We start from the raw sequence: 23449 nt of genomic DNA, 5'->3' as shown, positions 1-23449 counted from the left end.
TACCCTGTTTCACACGCTCTCTTTGTGCCATTAAAGATACAACTTAAGCCCTATTGGTCATCATCATCTTTGACTTTATGAAGATACGAATTATCACTCCATTATAATACAGTGACTCTTACATTTAAAAAAGTGCATGAGAGATGTACTTCCTTTGCCAAACGGTGTTATTTACACAAAAACCTGCTCTTGTAACATACAAATAAACGCTTTTAGATTCTAAAAACAAAAGATTTGAAATGAAAAAATATTCTTGTATTTGAACTTTTTATTGAAGTTTTAAAAGAATATATTATCGTTTAAAATCAATATATTGGCTAATAAAACGAAGATGATATCAGGACACCTTAAATAATGATCCTCATAAGCTTAACTCTATAGCAAGTGCTTTCATTATACAACCTACACCCCCTTATAAAACACCAATACTCTTACGTAAAAACATACTATAAATGCAAAAAATAATCCCTCTTCAATGATTAAAGAAAGTTTTATCTCTGCGCTATCTTTTGAGAAAAATCAGAGAATAAAGTACGTTAACAAACACGATTTATGCAAACTCGACTTGTTTATCTTTGATATCATCAACTAATAAACGCGGATCACGAGCAAGCCAAAGTGTAACCATGCCCTCCTTACTATTTTCATTTTGTATAGGAGTAAGACAAACTGTTTGCTCTAGCATAAGTCCGGCATTTTTTAGCCACTTTTCTATTTGTAAAGCCGAAAATCCAAGACGCATATGTGCTTGATCAAAATGTGAAGAATCAGCTTTATGATAACCAAAATCCACAATCAATAAACGCCCATGAGGACGCAAAACACTTGATATCTCATGAAGAAACATTTCAGGATTTTCAAGAAAATGTAAAACCCAATGAAGAATAACTAAATCAAAAGTTGTATCTCCAACAGACAAGTGAAAAACATCGCTATCAAGCACAACTTCAACCGCATGCGTATAAAGATTAGAAAACAATTTTAAGATAGAATCTCCACCTCTTCCAATATTCAGCATCGTCTGAAATGGTTTATCGCCAATAATTTCAAGTAAAGCGTTTTCTACACCATGATCTGCCATATAGGATGACCGTAATACATCCCATTGCAACGCATTTTGTAAGAAATGCTTCTTCCTCGTTTTTTGACGCTGCTTTTTAACATCCTTCAAACGTTCTAAATCATGCGTTAACAGCACATCATTCTTTGGCAAAGCCGAAAGAATACCCATCATAATGTCTTTACCCAAAAAATCATGACAAAGCTTAAAATAAAGGCTATGCCCCTTCTGATAACGCTCAATCAATCGTGCTTCGTACAATAAACGTAAATATCGTGATATACATGCTTGCGACTGATCAAGAATAAAAATAAAATCAGGGATTGTTAAATCTTCATGATGTAAGAGCCTAAGAACACGTAAATGGCTTACTTCTGCGACCGCTTTCAGCAGCTCAGTCATTGCATCTAAACTTGCACTTTTTTTCATAATTATCCCCCTAAACATTTCTATAAACATTTGTTTATAGGAAAAAAAGTCAAGCATACAACGCATATTCTCATCTATTTTGTTCTCTCTATTTTATCATACTATGAAAAAAATAGGCTAATGTAAAAAACGAACAGATCTTATCCATCTGTCTCTCCCTATAATGATAGTAAATTGATTTATAATAATAATTCATTTATTTTTAACTTGAATAAAAAAATGGAATACCGTAAATTTTTCTCATTTCAAATCTATTCATGATAAATCAATCCAAATCATTCTCTTACAGCTCATAAACGGAGGGGACATATAGATAAAAATACCTTTTATGCCCACCTCAAAACAAGAACTGCATACCATCGAGAAAAAATAAATAACATGATAGTGCCAGCTTGCATCTTTATTAAGTAAAGACGATAATGCTCAATGACCAGAGCATTTGTAGAAATAGTGCTATACTCTTCATCCCCTCCTTTTCATTGCAATTTTACAAGCAATAACCGGTTATATATCATGAGTAGAATAACCTTATTTAGGTCATGGTTTCATAAAAGAATCTCTACTCTTTTTAATGAATAAAAACTCCCACGACGTCACATACTTTGTGTATGAACGAACCAGTATAAAAAGACACTATTTTCTCAACAAAGTTTCAATAAAATAAGAGATTCTAGCGTGTAAGAGGTTTATAATTAACATGCTTAAGATTAAGAGATTCTGCACCAAGGCGACGAACTTTATCAGCCTCATATTCAGCAAAATTACCTTCAAACCATTCCACATGTCCATCACCTTCAAAGGCTAAAATATGCGTTGCCAATCGATCAAGAAACATACGATCATGCGATATGATAACGGCACAACCAGCGAAATTTTCCAATGCATCTTCCAATGCCCCCAAAGTTTCAGTATCAAGATCATTTGTCGGCTCATCCAGAAGAAGCACATTCCCCCCCTCTTTTAGAAGTTTCGCCAAATGCACGCGATTGCGCTGCCCTCCTGATAAATTTGCCACCTTCTGCTGCTGATCTGCCCCCTTGAAATTAAAAGCCCCACAATAAGCGCGGCTATTCATCTCATATTTACCTAATTTAATAATGTCATTTCCACCAGAAATTTCCTCCCAAACAGTTTTATTACCGTCCAAGGAATCGCGACTCTGATCCACATAACTCATGTGGACTGTTTCACCAATACGTATTTGACCTGAATTAGGCTGTTCCTGTCCCGTCAACATTTTAAACAAGGTAGACTTTCCCATCCCATTGGCTCCAATAACACCGACAATGCCACCCGCAGGAAGTTTAAAAGAAAGAGAATCAATCAATACACGTGCATCATAAGCTTTAGAGAGATTATCAACTTCAATAACAACCTGTCCTAACCTTTCTCCAATAGGAATAATGATTTGCGCCTCTCCAGGACGGCGCTCACGTGCCGCCTGAACCAACTCATCATAAGCTTTAATCCGAGCTTTTGACTTTGCTTGTCGTCCTTTTGGACTAGAAGCAATCCATTCTTGTTCACGGGATAACGCACGTTGACGCGCAGCCTCTTCACGACCTTCTTGAGCCAAACGCTTGGCTTTAGCCCCCAAATAAGCAGAATAGTTCCCCTCATAAGGAATACCTCTACCACGATCTAACTCTAAAATCCAACCTGTGACATTATCGAGAAAATAACGATCATGGGTTATCAAAAGCACGGCTCCAGGATATTCACGCAGATGCCTTTCAAGCCAAGCCGTCGTTTCAGCATCTAAATGGTTTGTCGGTTCATCCAAAAGTAACAAATCAGGTTTTGACAAAAGTAATTTACAAAGCGCAACACGCCGCTTCTCACCACCAGAAAGTTTTGTGACATCCCCATTGGCTGGCGGACATCCAAGAGCAGCCATAGCCATTTCCACTTGACTTTCTAAATCCCAAAGATTCTGACTATCAATAATATCCTGAAGCTGTGCACTTTCATCAGCCGTTTCTTCGCTATAATTCATCATCAATTCGTTATAACGCTCAAGAATTGCCTGTTTATCTGCAACACCTTCCATCACATTGCCGCGCACATCTTTGCTTGCATCAAGCAAAGGCTCTTGTGGTAGATAGCCACAGCGCGCTCCTTCACAAAGCCATGCTTCTCCTGTATATTCCTTATCTAGCCCAGCCATAATACGTAAAATCGTTGATTTACCAGCACCATTTGGCCCTAAAATACCGATCTTCGCATCTGGATAGAAAGACAAATGAATATTTTCTAAAATTTTTTTATTGCCGTAAGACTTGTTGAGCCCAGCCATATGATAGATAAATTGACGTGCCATAAATTTCTCTTTATATTGCGCGATATTAAAGATTAGGGTTTGAAAAAATTGCTTTCGCTTTTTGAAACTGTACAGTAAATAGTGCTTACACCGTATCAAAAGCTTTTCGCTTTATATTGGTACATTTTTTCTAATCTCACAAGCCCCAGTATGGTTCTGAATGCAAAAAAACATCGCCTCAAAAAGCAAAAAGCAAATCTTTTTAGCTGTCCCTGAAACATGTTATCAAACATTGCCCATCTTTTCCATACCAGATATAACCTTGTATTTTTATCGTATTAAACCAACTTATCAATGTGATAGGATACCAGAAAGAAAAGCAATTCTCTACGCGCCTTCTTTTTTTGCCTTATGGGCTTTATATTACGCCGTAAAAAATCCTTCCCTTTTTTCATCGATTTTTTGTTACGGGAAACAATGGACTTCACCCCTTGCCTTGATGTGGCTTAAATTACGTTTACAAAATGACTGCCGCCTTATGGGATCTGACGTCCCAAGCCCAATGATCATGAAGGCGTTGCATCAATACGTAGCAACAAATGACTACAGTGCACTTCCCATTGGTACGTGGTTACAATTCGTAAAAAACTATAAAACAAATTGTAAAAACTTATCCATTCCCCTCTTTTGGCTTGATAACTGTAAAAATAGTATCAATATTCAGCAACTCATTTCAAAACTTCAAGGCGAAATATAGCTTTTTAAAAATACGATAAAAGCGCGTCTCCTATGAGGAATATATTTATGGAAAAAAAAGCCTTAATCGTCATTGATGTTCAAAATGACTTCTTACTTGGTGGAGCACTTGCAGTACCACAAGGTGATACTATTTTACCCGCCATCAATAATCTCATAAATCATTTTGATCACGTTATCTTAACCCAAGACTGGCATCCCAAAAACCATTGCAGCTTTGCTTCCTGCTATCCTGAAAAAAAAACCTATGATACAGTCACTCTTGACTATGGTCCTCAAATACTTTGGCCTGATCATTGTATACAAGGAACACAAGGAGCAGAGTTTCATACATCTCTTAGAGTGGAAAAGGCACAACTTATCCTTAGAAAAGGCTATAATCCAAAAATGGATAGTTATTCTGCCTTTCTTGAAAATGATCAAAAAACACCAACAGGTTTACATGTTTATCTCAAAGAGCATGGTTTTACCAAGCTCATTATGTGTGGCTTAGCAACTGATTTTTGTGTCGGTTTCTCTGCTCTTCACGCCATACAATACGGTTTTAAAGTCAGTGTTTCATTAAATGCTTGTGCTGGTATTGATGTAAACGGATCACTAAACACTATGCTTAAAACTATGAACGAAGCAGGAATAGAACTGTTAATGCTCTCCTAAAATATTCTTTTCTCATCTCCCATTATAACATTCTGATTTATAATGAATAAATTTTTTTACCTATTTAAGAAAGGAACCAAAATATCGTAAAATTCTCTCATTTCAACCCTATTTCAACACCATTCTCTTAAAACATCACAAATAGGATTGATGTATGAATAAAAGTCTTGCAAAAAAACAGCCAAAATGCTTCTTATGAACCATTAAATGAAAAAGCTGTTATAATACTGAAAGCTGGTAAAAAGTATAGCGTAAACTTGCACCTTATATTGAAGTCAAAAAGCCTCTATACGTCAAAAGTTATCCAAAAGATTATACATTATTTCCCTCATGGAGGGAAATCGCGCAATAGTGTCAACTTCAAAACAAAAACATCAATAAGCAATAACATGGCATTTTTTGCATAAAAAGCCTCTCTCTATTCAAAGACATGCGATAAACAAAAGCGTGAGAAAACACGAATTTTTCATTACTTAGACACGCCCTGTTTATCCAATTGACAACGCTTAAAACGAATCGAAGAATACAATGCCATTCCAATAATACAGACTCCCACAAGTCCTGTTAATACTTCAGGAACCGATATAATCGTTTGCAGATACATAATTACGGCAAGAACTAAAATTGCATAAAAAGCACCATGCTCCAAATAACAATAATGCAACAATGTTCTTGATTCAACCAACATAATCGTCATAGAACGAACGTAAAATGCACCGATACCAAGACCAATGGCGATAATAAAAAGATTGTGTGAAAAAGCAAAAGCACCAACCACACCATCGAAAGAAAAACTAGCATCAAGAACTTCTAAATAAAGAAACGCTCCCACTCCCCCTTGTGTCACTGTCGTTAAAGTCTTTTTAGGAGTATCCAAGAGATGACCGATAGCTTCAACACCCACAAAGGTCAAAAGTCCATAAAGAGCCGCCAATAAAAAAGTTACTTTATCTTCTGCGTCAACATATCCTGAAACAAATAATATCAAAATCAAAACAATTGCAACATCAATCCCTGTAATCGCCCCCAATTTTTGAGCCGGTCTCTCTATAACATTAAGCCAATGCACTTCTTTTTCAGAATCAAAAAAATATTTTAAGCCAACCATCATAAGGAAAGTTGCTCCAAAAGCGGCAATCCCCATATGCGCATCGGTTAAGACTTCAGCATATCGATGTGGTTCCCATATCGCTAATTTGACTGCCGCAATGGGATTAATCCCAACAGCAACAACAACTACCAATAACGGAAAAACAATCCGCATCCCAAATACAGCTATCAAAATGCCCCATATAAGAAAACGGCGACGCCATAACGGATCCATTCTACCAAGAATACGCGCATTGATAATAGAATTATCAAAAGATAAAGAAATTTCCAAAATCCCTAAAACACAGCAAATAAAAAAATATTTAAGAAAACCAGTAATGCTTCCCGTTTCGAACCAACCAATAGCCCCTCCTAAAAAAATACCAATAATCGTGAAAAAAAAAGCACACCCAAAATAGCGTAATAGGGCCATGATCATTCCTCAAAGTTTATTTTCTAATTCAACTACAGCATACACAGTATAAATCCAAAGCTTGCATCTCTTTAAAATTGCATTTATTAATGCAGAGGTGTATAGAATATATATGGTAAAGTTACATGAGAATTTTCTCAAAAAAACAAGAGACAGAATGCAGTAAACACAAAATTTTGTTTTGAAATGAATATTAGTCCTCAATACAATAAATTAAAAATAAAAAAATAAAGAGAAATTAAAACTATAATATTGACATTACATCATAGAATATTAATACATAGTGTGCTTTTATTAATCAAAATTTATACCATGATGATTTACTGAGGGAGATAATTCGTGGCACGTCCTGAAACTGAATCAAAAACTATATTTGGAAAACGTTTACGTTATGTACGTCTTGCTTTAGGTGATCCATCACGTGAAACCTTAGCGAAAAGTTTTAGCATGACAAAAAATTCCATTGCTTTTTACGAGCGTGGAGAGAGAGAACCCAATCTTAGTGTTTTACAAACATATCGCACGTTGTATGGTGTCAATATTAATTGGCTTTTAACTGGACAAGGAAAAATGTTTGATGCCGAATACACAAAGGGTGATTTTGACTGGAATTATTTTATTAAAAAAATTGAAGGGCTTGAAGAAACAATTGCCAATAATGATCATAATGAAAAACTAAATCGAGAGAAAATCGATAGCTCTTATGAAAAATTGCAGCAATATTTATCAAAGCAAGGTATATCAAATGGACTACCCCCTAAAACGGCAATCTCTTTGATTGATATGAAAGCCAAAATGGCCAATTCTTATACTCTTAGCTTATTTATTGATTTACTCATTCGCAGCGTATCCCAAAAAGAGGTTATAGCAAACCAATAAACGTCTATTTTAAAAGAGAAAAAAGAAACGATTAAACTCTACCAGTGTGGAGAACGGTTTTTTATTGTGTCCATGCTGGTGGAATTTTGTATTCTCTATAAACTTTGTTTCTGTAATGATAGTAAAAATATTCGCATTATAAATGAATGTATAGTGTCATTAAATTAAAAAAAATAATTTTATAGTATAAAATTCTCATTCATATCTTATTGACAAGAAATTTTTTCTTGTTAAAAGAATAATAGCTCTCATAGAAGATTTTTTTAGGTCAGAAAATTTAAGGGGCATATATTGACGACTTCCTATAGAGACATAGATTAATGTTCATAAACGGATTAGTTGAGTATTTATCCTGAAAATTATCAGCTATTTTATGAGGTGGGAAGCATGTATTTTGAAGTGTTTCAAGGAGTTCACAATCAATGGTACTGGCGTTTAATCTCGGGAGATGCACAAAAAATTGCTTTTTCAAGTAAAGGTTATCCAACAAAACAAGATATTCTTATGAATATTGAACAAATCAAAGAAATTACGCATAAGGCTCTTATCAGAGAATTACAGTCCTGACATTCTTTACCATTAAGATAAGCGTTTATTTTATATAATGGGGTTTTGAGTTATTTTGGTGATGAATGAAAAGTAACTGATTTTATCTCAATGAAAGAGAGCTTTTGTCTTATTTTTAACACGCGCAAATAACAGTAAATTTTTGCAGGTTGTATGTTTGTTTTCAAACATAATCAGATCTTTATAACATCTATCAAGAGCCCCCCCTCAAATTTTGTATTTTTCATAAAAAGCAAATGCACATGAAGATAAGATAAATCATAAATTAGGAATATGATTGCTCTCGCAGAGATCAATATCTTTTACGTTCATCTTCCTATTCTGTGTCCGATAGCATAACTGGCTTATCCACTTCATCTTCATAAAAAGCAAATATCTCTTTCTTTCTATTATCATGCAATTTTTATGCCTATTGGTTGAAGCTATCATAATATTTTTATATCCCAACACCTAAAAAGAACATACAAAATCGCTTTCAGTAATAATATAATATCACCACAACAATTGTTGAATCTTATATACAGATTTTTTTAATAACCTAGCATATCTATAAATCAGCGCATTATCATAAAATTTTATTTTATGATCAATGATACTCTATCTTATAAAATTAAATCTTTTCATAAGTCAGAGTAAACTTGAATATTTTGTTTCAATACAATTTCCCCACCAGCACTGTCATTGACTTCATTAAAGTTTATCTCTCTCATCACTCCAGTCTTTCTAAGACATTTTCAAAGCCTTTAATGCATAAATTCGATACAAAAAATGAATATAGTTACTCTTTATCATCTTTAGATTGAAGTTCTTTTTGATATTTCTTTTCATTTTCTTCATATTGTTTAATTTGTTTTTTCAGTTTTTCAATCGTTTGATCGCGTCTTTTAATCACCATATTTTGCTCTCTAATAGCTCTATTTCGTTCTTCAGTCATCTTCATAGAATCTCTTAAAAACTCATGCTTTATCCTTCTGGACTCCTCTTTTAAAGCTTTAACTTGACTACGATAATATAAAGAAAACCGAAATATAACTCCGCTGAACAACAAAACAACAACCATTGCTCCCCATAAAATTTCGTTTACACTCATTTAGATCTCCTTTAATTTCCGCTCAAGTAATCATCTTAACCAATTTCTTTGTTGCATCCTCAATCAAAAAAAGAATGCAATAAACCGGCATGTTCCAAGTGCGAACAATCACTCTCGGCATTCTTATTTTCTCTATTAAAACATTGATAAATGATATAAAAAGCACTCTGAAAGTGGCTAAATCCACACGCTCACACCAATTATTTGCGGCATATTTATTGACACAAAATATATAAAATAAGGAATTTCAAACAAAACGAACGATGCAATAAAATCAACACATGCCTTCCTCAACCACTCCTATCTTCCTCTTGTACACCATGTGAAGTTCTGTTACATGTAGGGACTTCTTCTTACAAAAATCTGCAGGGTTAAAAAGCACAGCATCTCTGTAAAATTTGGCCCTCTTATAAATCTTTACATCACGACAAACTAAAGCGTTCTCATAAACTCTAACCTTTCTATAATCACGAGCATCACCATAAACTTCAAAACATTGAACATTCAAAACTTGATCAAAAAAGAGCGCATTAGTTTAAACATATACATCTCCATTCACATGTAAATGACTATAAAACCTCCCCTTTCATAAACACGCGAATTCTTGCACCCCCCTACACAACCATATATTAACGCATTGTTATAAATAAGAATATCCTTGTAAAGACAGACTTCATTATAACCGCAACATCATAAAAAATACATTCATCCTCATAAAACACATTGATCGAGTATATCCATCCTACCAAACCACCACCTTTGTGAATCAGATTATCTTCATGTTCAATAAAATACCTCAGATCACCTTTTTTGATATTTCCCAAATTTCCTAACGCACACACGCGATATACTAACCGATAGTGATCTAATTTATTACAATAAAGGAAAAATCAGCATTCTTTGCTTATGAATTTATATTTTTTTCTACAGCCATTACCCTATCTCTTAAGGCTCTAAAGCTTCATTATAGTCACATACCGCCTCAATGCAGAATTTTTTTACAAATGCTGATATCGGAGTATATCTTGATTTATCATATCGCTGCGTATACTATTATGATAAAATCTCATGAGTATGTGAGAGTGTATTACCGTTTTCGGTATACGCACTGATTTTGTCACATCGTCACAACCGTATAACTAAGCAACCATTTTTTATTGATTCGAATCTGAAAGTGTATGGAGACATTTTGTTATTAGTTAAAAACAACTCTATATGCCTCATAAGCGAAGAGCTCTGCATGGATATTCTCACGCTCCTTGTATCATATATTCTGGATTCGCAATGCAATATTAACGCTATAGCGTAAATATGTAAAGGTCTAAAAATGACACAGACTGAAAAAGATTGGTTCCAACGCTTAGTTGAATTGATAAAAAGTGACGGACGAACAATGATTGAAATAAGCAGAGCCGCAGGTTGTGGACAAAATTACGTCCAACAAATGATAAATGGAGGAAAGAGGCCTTCAGTAGATAAACTCATGGCTATTTTGAACACACTGGGAAATGCTAGTGCTATATATGTAATAACTGGTTTCAACATATCGGATGAAGACTTAAAACTCATAACTTTGATTTCGTCTGGAGATAAAAAGAAGATTGAAGCCTTAAATGTTCTGTTGAATGAGCGGCCTCTGTAAAATTTTCCACTCTATCTAATATCGCTTGCTTTTGAGACGTCGATAAAGACTCCCATTTCACAATAATATCAGATAGAGCCGCCTCAAATTTTTTATCATTCTTCATAGTCATACTCCGTGTAGTCAAACTATATAACGCTAAAGCGTTTAAAATATATCTCATACCTCAGAAAAAAATATTTGCAATAGGCAGTATGGAAGCAATTGTATACAAACTTATTTTATAAAATCAGACGAAGTTCTATTAGTCACGTACCATGGTGAAACAGAAAGCATCGCACGATCCAGACCTTCTTATGAAAATTGGTATGATCACTTTTATCAACAATATGAATAATGTTACGCAAATCTTATGATTCGAACCAATAATAAATTAATGTGAAAATATCTCTTAAAATACTCCTGAACTCTCATATAAGAGAACATGAAAAGCTCATTTCGGAAAGAATATATCATAATTTTGTTCTACATAGCACCATCTATGTTTTTAAAACAATATTGCAAAGCAAGAATATCATAATGTTATAGGAATAAGTTCTTATAAAGAGCTTGCACTACTTAAAACTCTGAAACACGTTTATAGAGAACCTCTCCTCTGAACACACCTTTGTAAACACTGATATAAATATCTATCATGGATAAAAATGGTAATAATTAAAAAAATAAAACGAATCATTCCCCATGATCTGTTTACGTAAATTGTATGCAAACTTGCAATAAAAAATTAATTCCCATCCATAAATGGAAAGTTATATTTTACAAAGTATGATCTTGAAGAAGAAGTGTATTTTTCCAACAAAAAGTCCCCTGCCAATCATTTTCATAAGAGAAGAAACTCATAACAAAGATCAAACTCTCTTCACAATCAATACAAGGAAAATTTTAGCAATACAAAAAAAGAGCTAGATTTATCAAAATAGGATCAATACCCGATGAGAATAAAATCAAAAAAGACCTTTGGTTCTTCAATAACAATTCGAATTACATGCTATACTTTGAGCATTAAACAGAAAATACACGAAGGCCAAAATGGTATTTTAATGAATTTTCCAACATCATAGAAAACATTCCTTACAGAATAATAAAATGCTTATTACAATAAAATTTGCATGATGCAAAGAAACACCAATAATCATTCAATGAACTGTTCAAAGAGCAATTGATTAAATTCTTTTCCAGAGCACACTCAACCGTCACGATGAACAATATCTCTCAAAAATCAGCAAAAACGCCTTTCTTGGAAAAAAGGAGATATCAACAAATATTATCATCATTGACCCCATGATACACATGTACGCCGATAGATCATCATATTCTTTTATATATAATCTTTCCTCATGATAATGCTGTTCGAACGTTTAAAAGACGTTAACATCACTCAGAAAAAAGCGAATTTGCACTCAATGTTTTTTGAGCCATATGTTCTAAATAGGCACAATCTTTAAAATTAGTTTTATTGGGATCAGTTCATTTACAAAACAAGCATAAATAAACGCGTCTAATGAAGGTTCTCGCCTCTTATTTTATGAAGAAGACCATACAGAAAAAATAAAAAACAGCATATAAATTAAGAAAGTAAACAGCGACACGTATCAGTTAACCCAAATGCTACAATGTTGCAAATGAAGACACTTCTTTAAAAAGTATGCCATCACTTTACATTAAAATAACTGATAGAAAAATTAAAAAAACGAAAGAGGTAGAATCTTAAAATTTTTATATAAACTATCGCTTTCCTATTGGTGGGCCCGGAGGGACTCGAACCCCCAACCAAGCGGTTATGAGCCGCTGGCTCTAACCAATTGAGCTACAGGCCCCATATAGGTTGTTTCTCTCTAAACTAAAATGCCCTATGATACAAGAGCTGACCCAGATTATAATCAATCTTTTTCTCTTTTCTATTGGTTTTTTTTTCAGTACCCTAGTTTCTTTATAAGAACTCTTAAAAATGATAGAGAGTAGTCAACTGACAAATGTAAAGGAATAGATATGATAGAAAAGAAAATTCAACCACTGAAGGGGTCTCTGGTTAAAATAGCTCTATTAGCATTCACGCTCTTAGCCTCTTCATTGACTGTACGTGCTTATGCTGAAGAAAATAAAATAAAAAATGCAACGATTACAGTGACGGCAATCGGAGAAAGTCAGGCAGTACCGGATATGGCAATTATTAATCTCGCCGTTGTTACCCATGACAAAACAGCCCAAAAAGCTTTAGCTTCCAATAATCAATCTATCAATGATATTATAAAGGCTTTTAAAAACAATGGCATTCAAGCGAATGATTTGCAAACATCAGGCTTATCCATTTATCAGTCGAATCCTGATAACCACCACGAAAAAAAGAATAATGAAAAACTCTATCATGTTTCAAATTCTTTAACTGTCCGCATTCGTGATCTTACCAATGCTGGTAAAATCTTTGATCAAGCAATGACACTGGGGGTTAATTCAGTTAACGGTATTACGTTTACCAACGCAGATACGAAGCCATTTTATCAAGAAGCACGCAAAAAAGCCATTACTGAAGCCATTGAAAAAGCGCAAACGATAGCGCAAGCTGCCGATGTAAAATTAGGAAAAATTATTGAAATCAATGAAAAAGATGATTACTATCATCCAACACCGCGCCTCATGAGCAGAGCAGCAGATGCAAGCTACGCAAATACAAATTTTGCAAGCGGTGAATTAAATTATAACGTGAGTGTCACCGTAGTCTTTGCTATCGATTAAATGAGCAAGCATTGTGTAAAACAATCATATCACTGGCCTTCACACAGAAGACCAGTAATATGAGCGAGGTAAGCTTCTTCAGATAATAATTCGTCTTCATAAACCTCTATTTGTCCACGTGCAGAAGCATGTGCGTAATGCACCGTCTGAGAATCCCCCGATACCAATGGATGCCACCACGGAAGATCTTTTCGTTCATAAACTAATCTATAAGCACAACTTTCTGGAAGCCAACGCGCCGTTTTAACTGTTGTAATGTCTAATGATATACAATCTGGTACGATTGAGTGACGATGAGCATAGTTTCGACACCTACAAGTTTCTCCATCTAAAAGACGACAAGCAATACTGGTTGCATAAAGGTCACCCGTATCATCGTCCTCAACTTTGTGGAGGCAACAACGACCACAGCCATCACAAAGGCTCTCCCACTCAGAAATGGAAATTTCTTCTAATTTTTTCACTTTCCAAAAGGGAAGTTTTCCACTCATAAACTCAAGCACACCTTTTTATTTAAAACGATCTATAAAAAACGAAAGAATTAAAAGTTTAATGTCTATAATTTCATATATTTCTGTCTGTTAAAAAGATTTAACTCAATGCATACTTAAATCATTTTCTTAAAATCTCTCTGAATAACAAGAGGATATTCAGAAAATATCTCAATAAATGAACATACTCTATTGAAATATCCCTTTGTAAGCTAACAAAGAATGCAATAGAATGTGCGCCTTGAAATGATAGAATAATTTCTGCAAAGAATACACCTTTCGCATCAAAAAGTCAGTATGCTGCAATAGCAGCACTATAAGTTTATTCCTAATACATCCCCTCTTTTAAGAAACAAATCGTTACACGCAAGAGAATATTTTACCATTCATTTTTTTGAAAGACGACCACACCACTCTTTGCCCCATATCTGTTATTTTCAGAAAGAAAAATACAAAATCCCCCCCCAGAAAAACATTAAATATCATCAACTTTCTAGGTTATTCAAAGCCACCTCATATTTTTCTTTTTTTTTCAAAAAATCATCCAAATACAAGAGAATACCCCTCCCCCCCCCTCATTAAGAAGAAAGGAGGAATTCTTAAAATGTATGAATTTCTTTATTTAAGAATCGAGAAAACTGCGCAACTTTCGCGAACGACTAGGATGTTTCAATTTACGAAGTGCCTTTGCTTCAATCTGACGAATACGCTCTCTTGTAACTGAGAATTGTTGTCCCACTTCTTCCAATGTATGATCGGTATTCATCCCTATTCCAAACCGCATCCGCAAAACACGTTCTTCTCGTGGTGTTAATGAAGCAAGAACACGTGTTGTCGTATCTCGAAGATTAGCCTGAATAGCTGCATCAATCGGCAATAAAGCATTTCTATCCTCAATAAAATCACCCAAATGGGAATCATCCTCATCACCAACCGGTGTTTCAAGTGAAATAGGTTCTTTTGCAATTTTAAGAACCTTTCGCACTTTTTCTAACGGCATAGAAAGCTTGCTAGATAACTCTTCTGGTGTTGGTTCTCGTCCAATTTCATGGAGAATCTGACGCGAGGTACGAACGATTTTGTTAATTGTTTCAATCATATGAACAGGGATACGAATAGTCCGTGCCTGATCAGCAATTGAACGCGTAATAGCCTGACGAATCCACCATGTCGCATAAGTCGAAAACTTGTAGCCGCGCCGATATTCAAACTTATCCACAGCCTTCATCAAACCGATATTGCCCTCTTGAATAAGATCAAGAAACTGCAAACCACGATTAGTGTATTTTTTTGCAATTGAAATGACAAGACGTAAATTAGATTCTACCATCTCTTTTTTGGCAATTGTTGATTCGCGTTCACCTTTTTGCACCTGCATAACAATCCGACGGAATTCACCAATTGAAATAGCCGTTTCTTGTGCAAGATTTTGTATTTCACTCCGCAATTTTTGAATTTCTTTTGCTTCACGCATCGAAAATTCTTTCCAACCAGGTGTAGGTAAAGTGGCAATATAATTCATCCAATCTGCATCCAATTCACGTCCTTGGTATTCTTTTAAAAAATCCTCATGGCCAATGCCATAGCTATTGGCAATCCGTTTCAGCTTACCTTCATTCTGAATCAATCTCTTATTGATGTCATAAAGCTGTTCAACCAAAGCTTCGATACGATTTTGGTTCAAAGAAAGAGATTTTACTGCTTGAATCAACGCACCCTTTAATTGAATATATTTTTTCTTCTGAGAAGATGTAAGAGCTCCCTCTTTACGCTCTGCCAAACTGCTTTCAACATGCTGATCTTGCAATTTTCGTAATTTTACATAGGTTTGAGCAATAAAATCCAATGTTTCCATAACTTGAGGACAAAGTTCATTTTCCATTGCCGCAAGCGATAAGTTAACATCATCATCGTCTTCTTCCTCATCTTCCTCAATGTTTCTCTCTCCTATGCTCTCCCCCATATTATGTATACCAGAAGACATTTTTTCTTCTTTTGTCTTATCCACTTCACTTCTCTCAATAACAGGAGCCTGCTTTGCTTCTGGACCAGCATAAGTCGTTTCAAGATCAATAATTTCGCGAAGAAGAATACGCTGTTCTTTTAACTCGTCACGCCAAATAATAAGAGCCTGAAAAGTCAAAGGGCTCTCACAAAGTCCGGCAATCATTGTCTCACGCCCTGCTTCAATACGCTTAGCAATGGCAATTTCGCCTTCCCGTGAAAGAAGCTCAACAGCCCCCATTTCACGCAAATACATACGCACCGGATCATCGGTGCGATCTGTTACTTCGCGCTTATTCGTTGTCGTTGCAATTGCGTAACTAGAGGACTCTACTAAATCACCGCCTTCTACAGTAACTTCCTCTTCATAATTTTCAGCATCAACTTCATCCTCATCATCCACAACATTAACCCCCATCTCAGAGAACATCGCCAAGATATCTTCAATTTGTTCGGATGTAACCTCTTCAGACGGAAGAACTGCATTGAGTTCATCCATCGTTACGTAACCATTTTTTTTGGCAAGTTTAATCATTTTCTTGATGGCATCATCAGAAAAATCAAGAAGAGGGCCATCTAAACTCGCTTGGCTTTTTACTTCTGCATTATCTTTCTGTTTAACCTTTGTTGCCATACCATAACTCCACTCGATCACGCCATAGTTTCTATGTGACCAGCTTTTTTGTTCTCACTTCAATCACCCAATAGTTTCTCATATATATTTCTTAAGAGATTACTATTAGAAAGAATACATTTTGTATACACCTTGTCATTCAGACAAAAACGCGGGAAAACTCCAGAAGTTTCCCCGACACCTCTCAGCCCTTCTGAGATAATCTCTGTACCCTATCGTAAGAACCAATTTCCCGCTTTTCCTAAAATTTGCCCGCTTTTTCTAAAATTTAATCATCACCTTTATGAAAATATTACTCCACATAAAACTTCCTTATCTAAAATTTAAGTGACTGATTCGCATTAAAAAAGCGAATCATTTTATCGTATCTTGTGCATTCCCGTCTATTTTTTCATCCAACCAACTTCCAAACCCTTCAATTAACGCTTCTGTTGCCTGCATCTGCTCCAGCTCATTTTTTATCTCACGAAGCAGATCAAAAACCTCACTCTTAGGATTTTCTACAAGTTGCTCTTCAATATCCTGTAACCTTTTATGTAGGTGGTGTTCTTGAAGATGCAAGTAGACAGCTTGTTTTAATATAGCACGTGCATCTTCTATAGGGGCTCCACTAAAGATAATACGCATACCAATATTTTGCACAAGATGTTTCATACGCTCTAACAGAGCCTTTTGCCCTCTTTTTTCCAAGAACGCAACCATTGTCTCTTTATCATGAAGCTGCTGATTGCCAAGAATTTCCAACATAGCTTGATGAAAACACATCAATTGAGTATTTTTTAATTCTAACTCAGAAAGAATCTCAAAATTTTCATACCACAACTCAGGATAGTAAGCTAAAGTGAGTAAAATCACTGCTTCACGCAAAGGAATAGCTTGCGAAGAATTTCGTACTATTTCAGAATTTGCTAACAGAGAAAAGGATTGCTCTTTAAAAATCCTATTTGGCGAAGACAGACCATATCTTCCTCCTCCCTTTTTTTTCGAAAAAGAGGGACGAAAAAAATCAAAAAGGCGTTTTTTTACATCTTGCAAATAATAACGACGAACATCTTCATCCTTAATCGTAAAAATTTGTTGTTTTAGGTGTTTTTCCAGAGCTGCTCGTGTCTCTGGAGTTTCAAAATGCTTTCCATAGGTAGCACGCCACCATAAAAGCTCACTCAAAGGAATTGCTTTTTGCAAAAAAGAAGAAAAAAGCTGTGCGCCACCAGCACAAACAATTTCGTCAGGATCTTTTCCTTGCGGCAACAAAACAAAGCGTACACAAACCCCTACCCTTAAAAGAGGCAATACACGATCTGCAACACGAAAAGCAGCTTTTAAACCCGCATCATCTCCATCAAAACATAAAATAGGCTCCTTCCCCATCTGCCATAAAAGCTCAATTTGTGCTTCCGTTAATGCTGTACCTAAGGGTGCTACAACTCCTTCAAAACCAGCTTTAGTCAATGCAATGACATCCATATACCCCTCAACAACAAGAAGTGAATGAATTTTTTCATCGCCAACAAAGCGGCTATTTTTGCGCGCCGCCGCCGCATTATAAAGTATATTTCCTTTATGAAACAACACTGTTTCAGGACTATTGAGATATTTTGCTCGTGCCTCTTTCTCTAATGCACGTCCTCCGAAAGCCACCACGCGTCCACGCAAATCTTCAATAGGAAATATAATGCGATTTCTAAATCTGTCATAAGAATCTGTACTCTCCTCATGCACTGTGAGAAGTCCACATTCTTCCATTTGCTTGATTGAAATGCCACGTGCACTCAAAGCTTCTTTCAAAGCCGTACGCTTTACCGGCGCAAAACCAATTCGGAAACGTTCTACAAGCTCTGATGTAACTCCACGTGCATCCAGATAACGACGTGCTTGTGCACCTCCTTTATCGCGTAAATTATATTGGAAAAAATCTGTAGCAATTTTCATCACATCATAAAGATCAGCTTTTTCCATTTGACGTTTATAACTTTGTGGATCTTCAATAGGGATTTTTATTCCCGCAAAATCAGCCAAACGCTCTACACTTTCTGAAAAATGCAATCCATCAAGATCACAAAGGAAAGTAAAAATATCTCCGCTTACACCACAACCAAAACAATAATAGCGTCCTTTATGATCATCACAATGAAAACTAGGCGTTTTCTCACCATGAAATGGACAACAACACCAAAAATCTCCCCGTGAAGGCTTACTTTTTCGAAGGTCAAAATCCACTCGTTGGCCAATTACGGTTGAAATTGGGAGTCTGGTACGCAATTCATTAAGGAAATCGGGCGGAAAACGCATTATCTCTCACAGAGTTTGAAAATTCTTTTTTGCATATTTAACGACTTTAGAGCATAATTCCAATACTTCCTCTTAAAGCAGTTGTAAAATTTTAAATTCTCAACTGTATATAATCTTAGAAATGGAGAGTAAAAAAGTGATCGAATTTATTGTTCAATACCCGTGGTTAGAGGCTATTTCTTGGCTTACTATTCTTACTATAGCTGTCCTTTTAATCAACTTTCTAGGACAAAAAACACTCATTCACGGAGCAAAAAAACTCTCTTCTCTCCTCCCCCAAAATACAACGACCGATATTAAAAATGCTACTCAATACATAGCAAATATCATTTCAGCTTTTATTCTTTCAATCGGCGTTAATTTTATAGAAACATTACCCAATGCATTCAGCACTGTCATCGGTAATGTTGCCAATGCCTTCATTATCTTTTTTGTTGTCCTGACAATTTCTGCTTGTCTCAATGTCATTAACATCCTTTACGAACAACGTCCAACAGCACGACTAAAACCGATAAAAGGTTATATTCAAATTGCTAAAATTGCACTTTTTACTGTTGCGGTAATTTTAATGGTCGCCACATTGATTGACCGCTCCCCTCTTATTCTTCTCTCCGGTCTTGGTGCAATGGCCGCAGTTCTCATGTTAATTTTTCAAGATACGCTTCTTTCTCTCGTTGCCGGTATTCAAATTTCATCCACCGACATGGTTCGTGTTGGTGATTGGATTGAAATTCCCAATCTCGGTGCCGATGGTGATGTTATTGAAATTGCTCTTCATACTGTTAAAGTTCAAAATTTCGACAACACCATTACCTCAGTTCCTATCCGTAAACTTGTGACTGACCCTTTTAAAAATTGGCGTGGAATGCAAGAATCGGGTGGAAGGCGCATTAAACGCTCCCTTTTTATTGATCAATCAAGTATCCATTTTCTCACAGAAGAAGAACAAAAATATCTTTCCCGATTTAATTTATTAGAAAATTATTTCACGCAAAAAACAGCAGAAATCGAACAATGGAATGCTCAATTAGATAAAAATCATGATGTCTTAGCCAATACACGCCGTTTAACCAACATTGGAACTTTTCGTGCTTATGTTTTTGCATATCTGCAACAGCATCTAAACATCAACCCTAATATGACCCTCATGGCACGACAATTACCTCCTACAGAAAATGGATTACCCTTGGAAATCTATTGCTTTACGAACACCACCGTTTGGATAGACTATGAACAAATTCAAGGTGATATTTTTGATCACCTTTATTCCATTCTTCCCTTTTTTGGTCTAAAGGTTTTTCAAAATCCAAGCGGTTATGATTTTAACCAAGCATTAAAAGTGAAATAAAAACGATAAATTTCAATTTATTAATTTTGAGGCAACCATATTCATACCAACAAAGAAAGAATAAAGTATCATGAACGGTTCATTGGTACTCCTTCATCTTGCCGGCGCTATTTCTTTACTTCTCTGGGCCACACGCATGGTGCGCACAGGAATTGAACGCGCCTATGGTGACAGGCTCAAATATAAAATGTGCCACATCATTTCAAAACCATTGTTTGCTGTAAGTTTTGGGCTTTTTACAGCCATGATTTTACAAAGCTCTACAGCCATAACACTCCTCGTTGGTTCTTTCGTTGAATCTGGTTTTGTCTCTGGAATAGCGGGACTGATGGCTGTACGCGGAGGAGAATTAGGATCAGCAGTCGTTGTTAAAATCCTAACCTATGATCTCACACTTGTGGTGCCCCTTTGTCTTTTAATTGGCACTTGTATCTTCATGACAACAGAAAAACGTGAATGGCGTCAAATAGGACGTATTGTCATCGGCATTGGTCTTTTGATTTTGTCTTTACAAATGATAAGTACAGCGACAGAACCTCTACGCAATAGCAAAATTTTGCCTAGCATCATTCGTTATCTTTCAACCGATCCTGTTTCCACTTTTTTGTTGGCTGCAGCCTTAACCTACCTCTTACATTCATCCATTGCAGGAATCATTTTGCTGGTCAATTTCGCCAACTACGATCTTATCCATACGCAACTTTGCATTGTTATGGTTCTTGGTGTCAACTTTGGCTCTTCTCTTATAGCACCACTTTTAACGCGCAACGCTTCTCCTAATACCCGCCTCGTTCCCTTGGGAAATTTACTCATGCGTGGAGCTGGTTCAATCCTTGTACTTGTCTTATTTCTCTCCTTTCAACCACCCATCACATGGCTTGGCAAGAACACCCCTACTCAAGTGATTAATGCCCATATCATTTTTAATGTTTTCATTCTCCTTGCTGGAATACCGCTTTCAAAGTGGGTTTTAAAATTGACCACTCAAATTGTTCATATCAGTGCAAAAAAAACGCAAACCGATAAAACGCTCAATTTATCTGATCAAACAGCTCTTGATGATAGTGTTCTTGAACGCCCAACTCTCGCCCTCTCGAATGTCATGCGTGAAGTCATTCATATTTGCGATCTAGTAGACATCATGCTAGAAAAAATCATGGGACTTTATGAAAAGCCTGATCCCAATATTATTCGTGAACTCAACCAACTAAACACTATATTGGACAAAAAACATATCGCCATCAAACTTTATCTTGCGCGATTAGCAGGACAAAAATTATCCGATAAAGAAGCTCTTCAAATGCAAGAACTTCTGGGTGCTTGTATAAAATTAGACCAAGCAGGAGATATCGTTATTCATAATATGTTGATGCTGGTTAAAAAGAAACAACAAAAAGCTCTACAGTTCAGCAGCGAGGGCTGGAATGATCTGCTTCGTTTCCATGCCATTGTACTGGCCAACGCGCATATAGCATTTAACGTTCTCGTCTCACGTGACACGTACACTGCACATCTATTGGTACAAAAAAAAGATCAACTACGAAACTTAGAAAAAGAGATGAGTTTAAAACATTTTAAACGTTTGCGTGAAGGGGATCTCAAAAATGTAGAATCATCCAGTCTTCATCTCGACACTGTCCGTGATCTCAAACAAATTAACTCTCTTTTAACCTCAATGATCTACCCCATTTTAGAGGAACAGGGACTTCTTCAAAGTTCTCGCTTACGCAATCCTTCTGAAGAACAGACAGAAAAATCTTAAAATTTTAAAATAACTTGAATAAGAAATGCACCCCATCTATCATTCAATTTTGAACATTCAAATACCTTGATCAAAATATCAATTTAGTAAAAATATTTTATCTATTTGACGTTTTAAATGAATTTTCTTCATCGTAAAATTCTTCCATTTAAAGTCTACTCATGATGAATTGCTCAAAGTCATTTTCTTGCACATTACAAACAAAGTAGCATATAGAATAGAACTCTTGAAGAAAGACATCAAAATACCTAACCATCTCAAAGCCAAGACTGTTCGCAATATAAAGAGATGGTCAAGAGCATGACAGTTGCAATCTAAATCCGCCTTGTAAAAAGGGAATCGCTTCACAGTAGCAGCAAAAAAGAAATACTCTATAAGGAATGTAAAACCCCACAAAACTGCAACGTTTATACCAAGATTGGTAGAGGTTCAACCTATACAGCCATGCTATAACGTGTCAACAAAACAATTTTAATTTCAAACATCATTTATATCAATTGGCAAGCTCAAAACTTTTAAATATCCATTTTACTTATTGCTTTAATCACAATTGTTTTTTTAAATTTAAGAGAGAGCTTTAAAAGCTTATAAATACACTTTATGAATTCTTAAAAGATTTTCACTAATATTTTCTTCTTTTATTCATATTTCTCAATTAATTAATTTGTTTATAAATTAAAATGTATTATATATTTATACTTATTAAGTATTATTGTGCTATAAATGTGAATATTATTTTAATATAAAGGAAAGTAATAAGTAAAATAGCTAAAAGAAATATCCTTTTCACTGGGTAAAAAAGGAATAAACCTTGATTTTTACAAAGTTTACTCTAGTTATAATTTAAATTCAGGCAAAGGAGGGTATCATGGAAAATGCAAACATCGGTTGGATTGCAGCTATTATTATCGGCGGAATTGCAGGTTGGGCTGCACAGTATATTATGAAAAGCCAAACAGGAATATTGTTAAATATTATCTTAGGGGTTATTGGCGCTGCGCTAGCAAGCTTTCTTTTTAGTCTTCTAGGTATAAGTTTTGCTGGTTGGCTTGGCTATCTTATTTCAGGTTTTATAGGAGCCTGTATTCTTATATGGATAGGACAAAAAATTCGATCATAGAGTATTTATTTTTTACACCTTTTGGGATTCAATACAAAACTAGGAAACAACTAGCAGAGTTTGAAATATTTCCCTGTAACTTGTTGTTACTAATTTTGATATGGTAGTGTGATGCTTAAGCTGCGATTTTGGGCATACACCATCACCGTATTATAAAACGAAATGCAGTAAAGAACTTTATAACGCACCATTTCATGCCTATA

17 protein-coding genes and 1 tRNA gene are annotated in these 23449 nt (G+C 35.4%); 9 read left to right on the top strand and 9 right to left on the bottom strand.

All coding sequences use genetic code 11. From position 1 onward, the window contains the following. Positions 1–550: 550 nt before the first annotated feature. Together ACFIMQ_RS04885 and ettA are read right to left on the bottom strand one after the other, a co-directional pair. Entirely contained in the window at positions 551–1489 is a 939-nt protein-coding gene (locus tag ACFIMQ_RS04885) for an ArsR/SmtB family transcription factor (protein ID WP_375616541.1), read from the bottom strand. A gap of 670 nt (positions 1490–2159) precedes the next feature. Next, positions 2160–3809 carry an energy-dependent translational throttle protein EttA gene (gene ettA, locus ACFIMQ_RS04880; protein ID WP_375616542.1) on the bottom strand — a complete coding sequence of 550 codons (1650 nt, stop codon included), beginning with the start codon at positions 3807–3809 and terminating at the stop codon, positions 2160–2162. Positions 3810–3969: 160 nt separating this feature from the next. Here ettA and ACFIMQ_RS04875 point away from each other — a divergent pair, with 160 nt between their 5' ends. Next, entirely contained in the window at positions 3970–4506 is a 537-nt protein-coding gene (locus ACFIMQ_RS04875) for a hypothetical protein (RefSeq protein ID WP_375616543.1), read from the top strand. 47 nt (positions 4507–4553) lie between these two features. Next, entirely contained in the window at positions 4554–5162 is a 609-nt protein-coding gene (gene pncA / locus ACFIMQ_RS04870; protein WP_375606953.1) for a bifunctional nicotinamidase/pyrazinamidase, read from the top strand. Positions 5163–5631: 469 nt separating this feature from the next. Here pncA and ACFIMQ_RS04865 read toward each other — a convergent pair whose 3' ends face one another. Continuing rightward, entirely contained in the window at positions 5632–6684 is a 1053-nt protein-coding gene (locus ACFIMQ_RS04865; RefSeq protein WP_375616544.1) for a DUF475 domain-containing protein, read from the bottom strand. 339 nt (positions 6685–7023) lie between these two features. On the opposite strand from ACFIMQ_RS04865, the gene ACFIMQ_RS04860 reads away from it, so the two are divergent. After that, positions 7024–7563 carry a helix-turn-helix domain-containing protein gene (locus tag ACFIMQ_RS04860; RefSeq protein WP_375616545.1) on the top strand — a complete coding sequence of 180 codons (540 nt, stop codon included), beginning with the start codon at positions 7024–7026 and terminating at the stop codon, positions 7561–7563. A gap of 387 nt (positions 7564–7950) precedes the next feature. Further along, positions 7951–8130, top strand: coding sequence for a YegP family protein (locus ACFIMQ_RS04855; protein ID WP_375608224.1), 180 nt, complete (start codon positions 7951–7953; stop codon positions 8128–8130). Between the two features lie 778 nt (positions 8131–8908). Here ACFIMQ_RS04855 and ACFIMQ_RS04850 read toward each other — a convergent pair. Next, complete coding sequence (locus ACFIMQ_RS04850) at positions 8909–9220, bottom strand: hypothetical protein (RefSeq protein WP_375616546.1); 312 nt, start codon at positions 9218–9220, stop codon at positions 8909–8911. Positions 9221–10547: 1327 nt separating this feature from the next. Between ACFIMQ_RS04850 and ACFIMQ_RS04845 the strand changes: the two genes are divergently transcribed. Next, positions 10548–10862: a helix-turn-helix domain-containing protein gene (locus ACFIMQ_RS04845; protein ID WP_375616547.1), complete on the top strand. Its 315-nt coding sequence runs from the start codon at positions 10548–10550 to the stop codon at positions 10860–10862. On the opposite strand, the gene ACFIMQ_RS04840 is transcribed toward ACFIMQ_RS04845, so the two are convergent. Further along, a complete protein-coding gene (locus ACFIMQ_RS04840) occupies positions 10786–10968 on the bottom strand; it encodes a hypothetical protein (RefSeq protein WP_375616548.1) in 183 nt (60 codons plus the stop codon). The two genes, ACFIMQ_RS04845 and ACFIMQ_RS04840, sit on opposite strands and share 77 nt — an antisense overlap. A gap of 1634 nt (positions 10969–12602) precedes the next feature. Continuing rightward, positions 12603–12679, bottom strand: a tRNA-Ile gene (locus ACFIMQ_RS04835). Between the two features lie 172 nt (positions 12680–12851). On the opposite strand from ACFIMQ_RS04835, the gene ACFIMQ_RS04830 reads away from it, so the two are divergent. Then, the gene (locus tag ACFIMQ_RS04830; protein WP_375703512.1) at positions 12852–13595 is read left to right on the top strand and encodes an SIMPL domain-containing protein; all 744 of its coding nucleotides are present in this window, start codon (positions 12852–12854) and stop codon (positions 13593–13595) included. A gap of 29 nt (positions 13596–13624) precedes the next feature. Here the strand turns inward: ACFIMQ_RS04830 and ACFIMQ_RS04825 are convergent, their stop codons facing one another. From ACFIMQ_RS04825 to dnaG, 3 genes are all read right to left on the bottom strand, one after another. Continuing rightward, on the bottom strand, positions 13625–14086 hold the full coding sequence (locus ACFIMQ_RS04825) for a YcgN family cysteine cluster protein (RefSeq protein ID WP_375616550.1): 462 nt from the start codon (positions 14084–14086) through the stop codon (positions 13625–13627). 622 nt (positions 14087–14708) lie between these two features. After that, positions 14709–16724 carry an RNA polymerase sigma factor RpoD gene (gene rpoD, locus ACFIMQ_RS04820; protein WP_375616551.1) on the bottom strand — a complete coding sequence of 672 codons (2016 nt, stop codon included), beginning with the start codon at positions 16722–16724 and terminating at the stop codon, positions 14709–14711. Between the two features lie 354 nt (positions 16725–17078). Then, positions 17079–19016 (bottom strand): DNA primase, encoded by a 1938-nt coding sequence (gene dnaG, locus ACFIMQ_RS04815; RefSeq protein WP_375703511.1) that lies wholly within the window; start codon positions 19014–19016, stop codon positions 17079–17081. Between the two features lie 136 nt (positions 19017–19152). Between dnaG and ACFIMQ_RS04810 the strand changes: the two genes are divergently transcribed. The 3 genes from ACFIMQ_RS04810 (at position 19153) to ACFIMQ_RS04800 (ending at position 23246) form a co-directional block, all read left to right on the top strand. Continuing rightward, a complete protein-coding gene (locus ACFIMQ_RS04810; RefSeq protein WP_375616553.1) occupies positions 19153–20364 on the top strand; it encodes a mechanosensitive ion channel family protein in 1212 nt (403 codons plus the stop codon). A gap of 70 nt (positions 20365–20434) precedes the next feature. Further along, positions 20435–22126 carry a Na/Pi cotransporter family protein gene (locus tag ACFIMQ_RS04805; protein WP_375616554.1) on the top strand — a complete coding sequence of 564 codons (1692 nt, stop codon included), beginning with the start codon at positions 20435–20437 and terminating at the stop codon, positions 22124–22126. A gap of 868 nt (positions 22127–22994) precedes the next feature. Continuing rightward, positions 22995–23246: a GlsB/YeaQ/YmgE family stress response membrane protein gene (locus tag ACFIMQ_RS04800; protein ID WP_375616555.1), complete on the top strand. Its 252-nt coding sequence runs from the start codon at positions 22995–22997 to the stop codon at positions 23244–23246. The last annotated feature ends 203 nt before the right edge of the window (positions 23247–23449 follow it).

The organism is Bartonella sp. AD13SXNS, from assembly GCF_042196465.1.
Taxonomy (GTDB): domain Bacteria; phylum Pseudomonadota; class Alphaproteobacteria; order Rhizobiales; family Rhizobiaceae; genus Bartonella.
The sequence above is the reverse complement of the archived record's forward strand: the minus strand, read 5'-3'. Positions and strand labels throughout refer to the sequence as shown.

Coding starts and splice junctions, on each gene's coding strand:
- ACFIMQ_RS04885 (WP_375616541.1), bottom strand. CDS start 1,489: ATGAAAAAAAGTGCAAGTTTAGATGCAATGACTGAGCTGCTGAAAGCG.
- ettA (WP_375616542.1), bottom strand. CDS start 3,809: ATGGCACGTCAATTTATCTATCATATGGCTGGGCTCAACAAGTCTTAC.
- ACFIMQ_RS04875 (WP_375616543.1), top strand. CDS start 3,970: ATGCAAAAAAACATCGCCTCAAAAAGCAAAAAGCAAATCTTTTTAGCT.
- pncA (WP_375606953.1), top strand. CDS start 4,554: ATGGAAAAAAAAGCCTTAATCGTCATTGATGTTCAAAATGACTTCTTA.
- ACFIMQ_RS04865 (WP_375616544.1), bottom strand. CDS start 6,684: ATGGCCCTATTACGCTATTTTGGGTGTGCTTTTTTTTTCACGATTATT.
- ACFIMQ_RS04855 (WP_375608224.1), top strand. CDS start 7,951: ATGTATTTTGAAGTGTTTCAAGGAGTTCACAATCAATGGTACTGGCGT.
- ACFIMQ_RS04850 (WP_375616546.1), bottom strand. CDS start 9,220: ATGAGTGTAAACGAAATTTTATGGGGAGCAATGGTTGTTGTTTTGTTG.
- ACFIMQ_RS04845 (WP_375616547.1), top strand. CDS start 10,548: ATGACACAGACTGAAAAAGATTGGTTCCAACGCTTAGTTGAATTGATA.
- ACFIMQ_RS04840 (WP_375616548.1), bottom strand. CDS start 10,968: ATGAAGAATGATAAAAAATTTGAGGCGGCTCTATCTGATATTATTGTG.
- ACFIMQ_RS04830 (WP_375703512.1), top strand. CDS start 12,852: ATGATAGAAAAGAAAATTCAACCACTGAAGGGGTCTCTGGTTAAAATA.
- ACFIMQ_RS04825 (WP_375616550.1), bottom strand. CDS start 14,086: ATGAGTGGAAAACTTCCCTTTTGGAAAGTGAAAAAATTAGAAGAAATT.
- rpoD (WP_375616551.1), bottom strand. CDS start 16,724: ATGGCAACAAAGGTTAAACAGAAAGATAATGCAGAAGTAAAAAGCCAA.
- dnaG (WP_375703511.1), bottom strand. CDS start 19,016: ATGCGTTTTCCGCCCGATTTCCTTAATGAATTGCGTACCAGACTCCCA.
- ACFIMQ_RS04805 (WP_375616554.1), top strand. CDS start 20,435: ATGAACGGTTCATTGGTACTCCTTCATCTTGCCGGCGCTATTTCTTTA.
- ACFIMQ_RS04800 (WP_375616555.1), top strand. CDS start 22,995: ATGGAAAATGCAAACATCGGTTGGATTGCAGCTATTATTATCGGCGGA.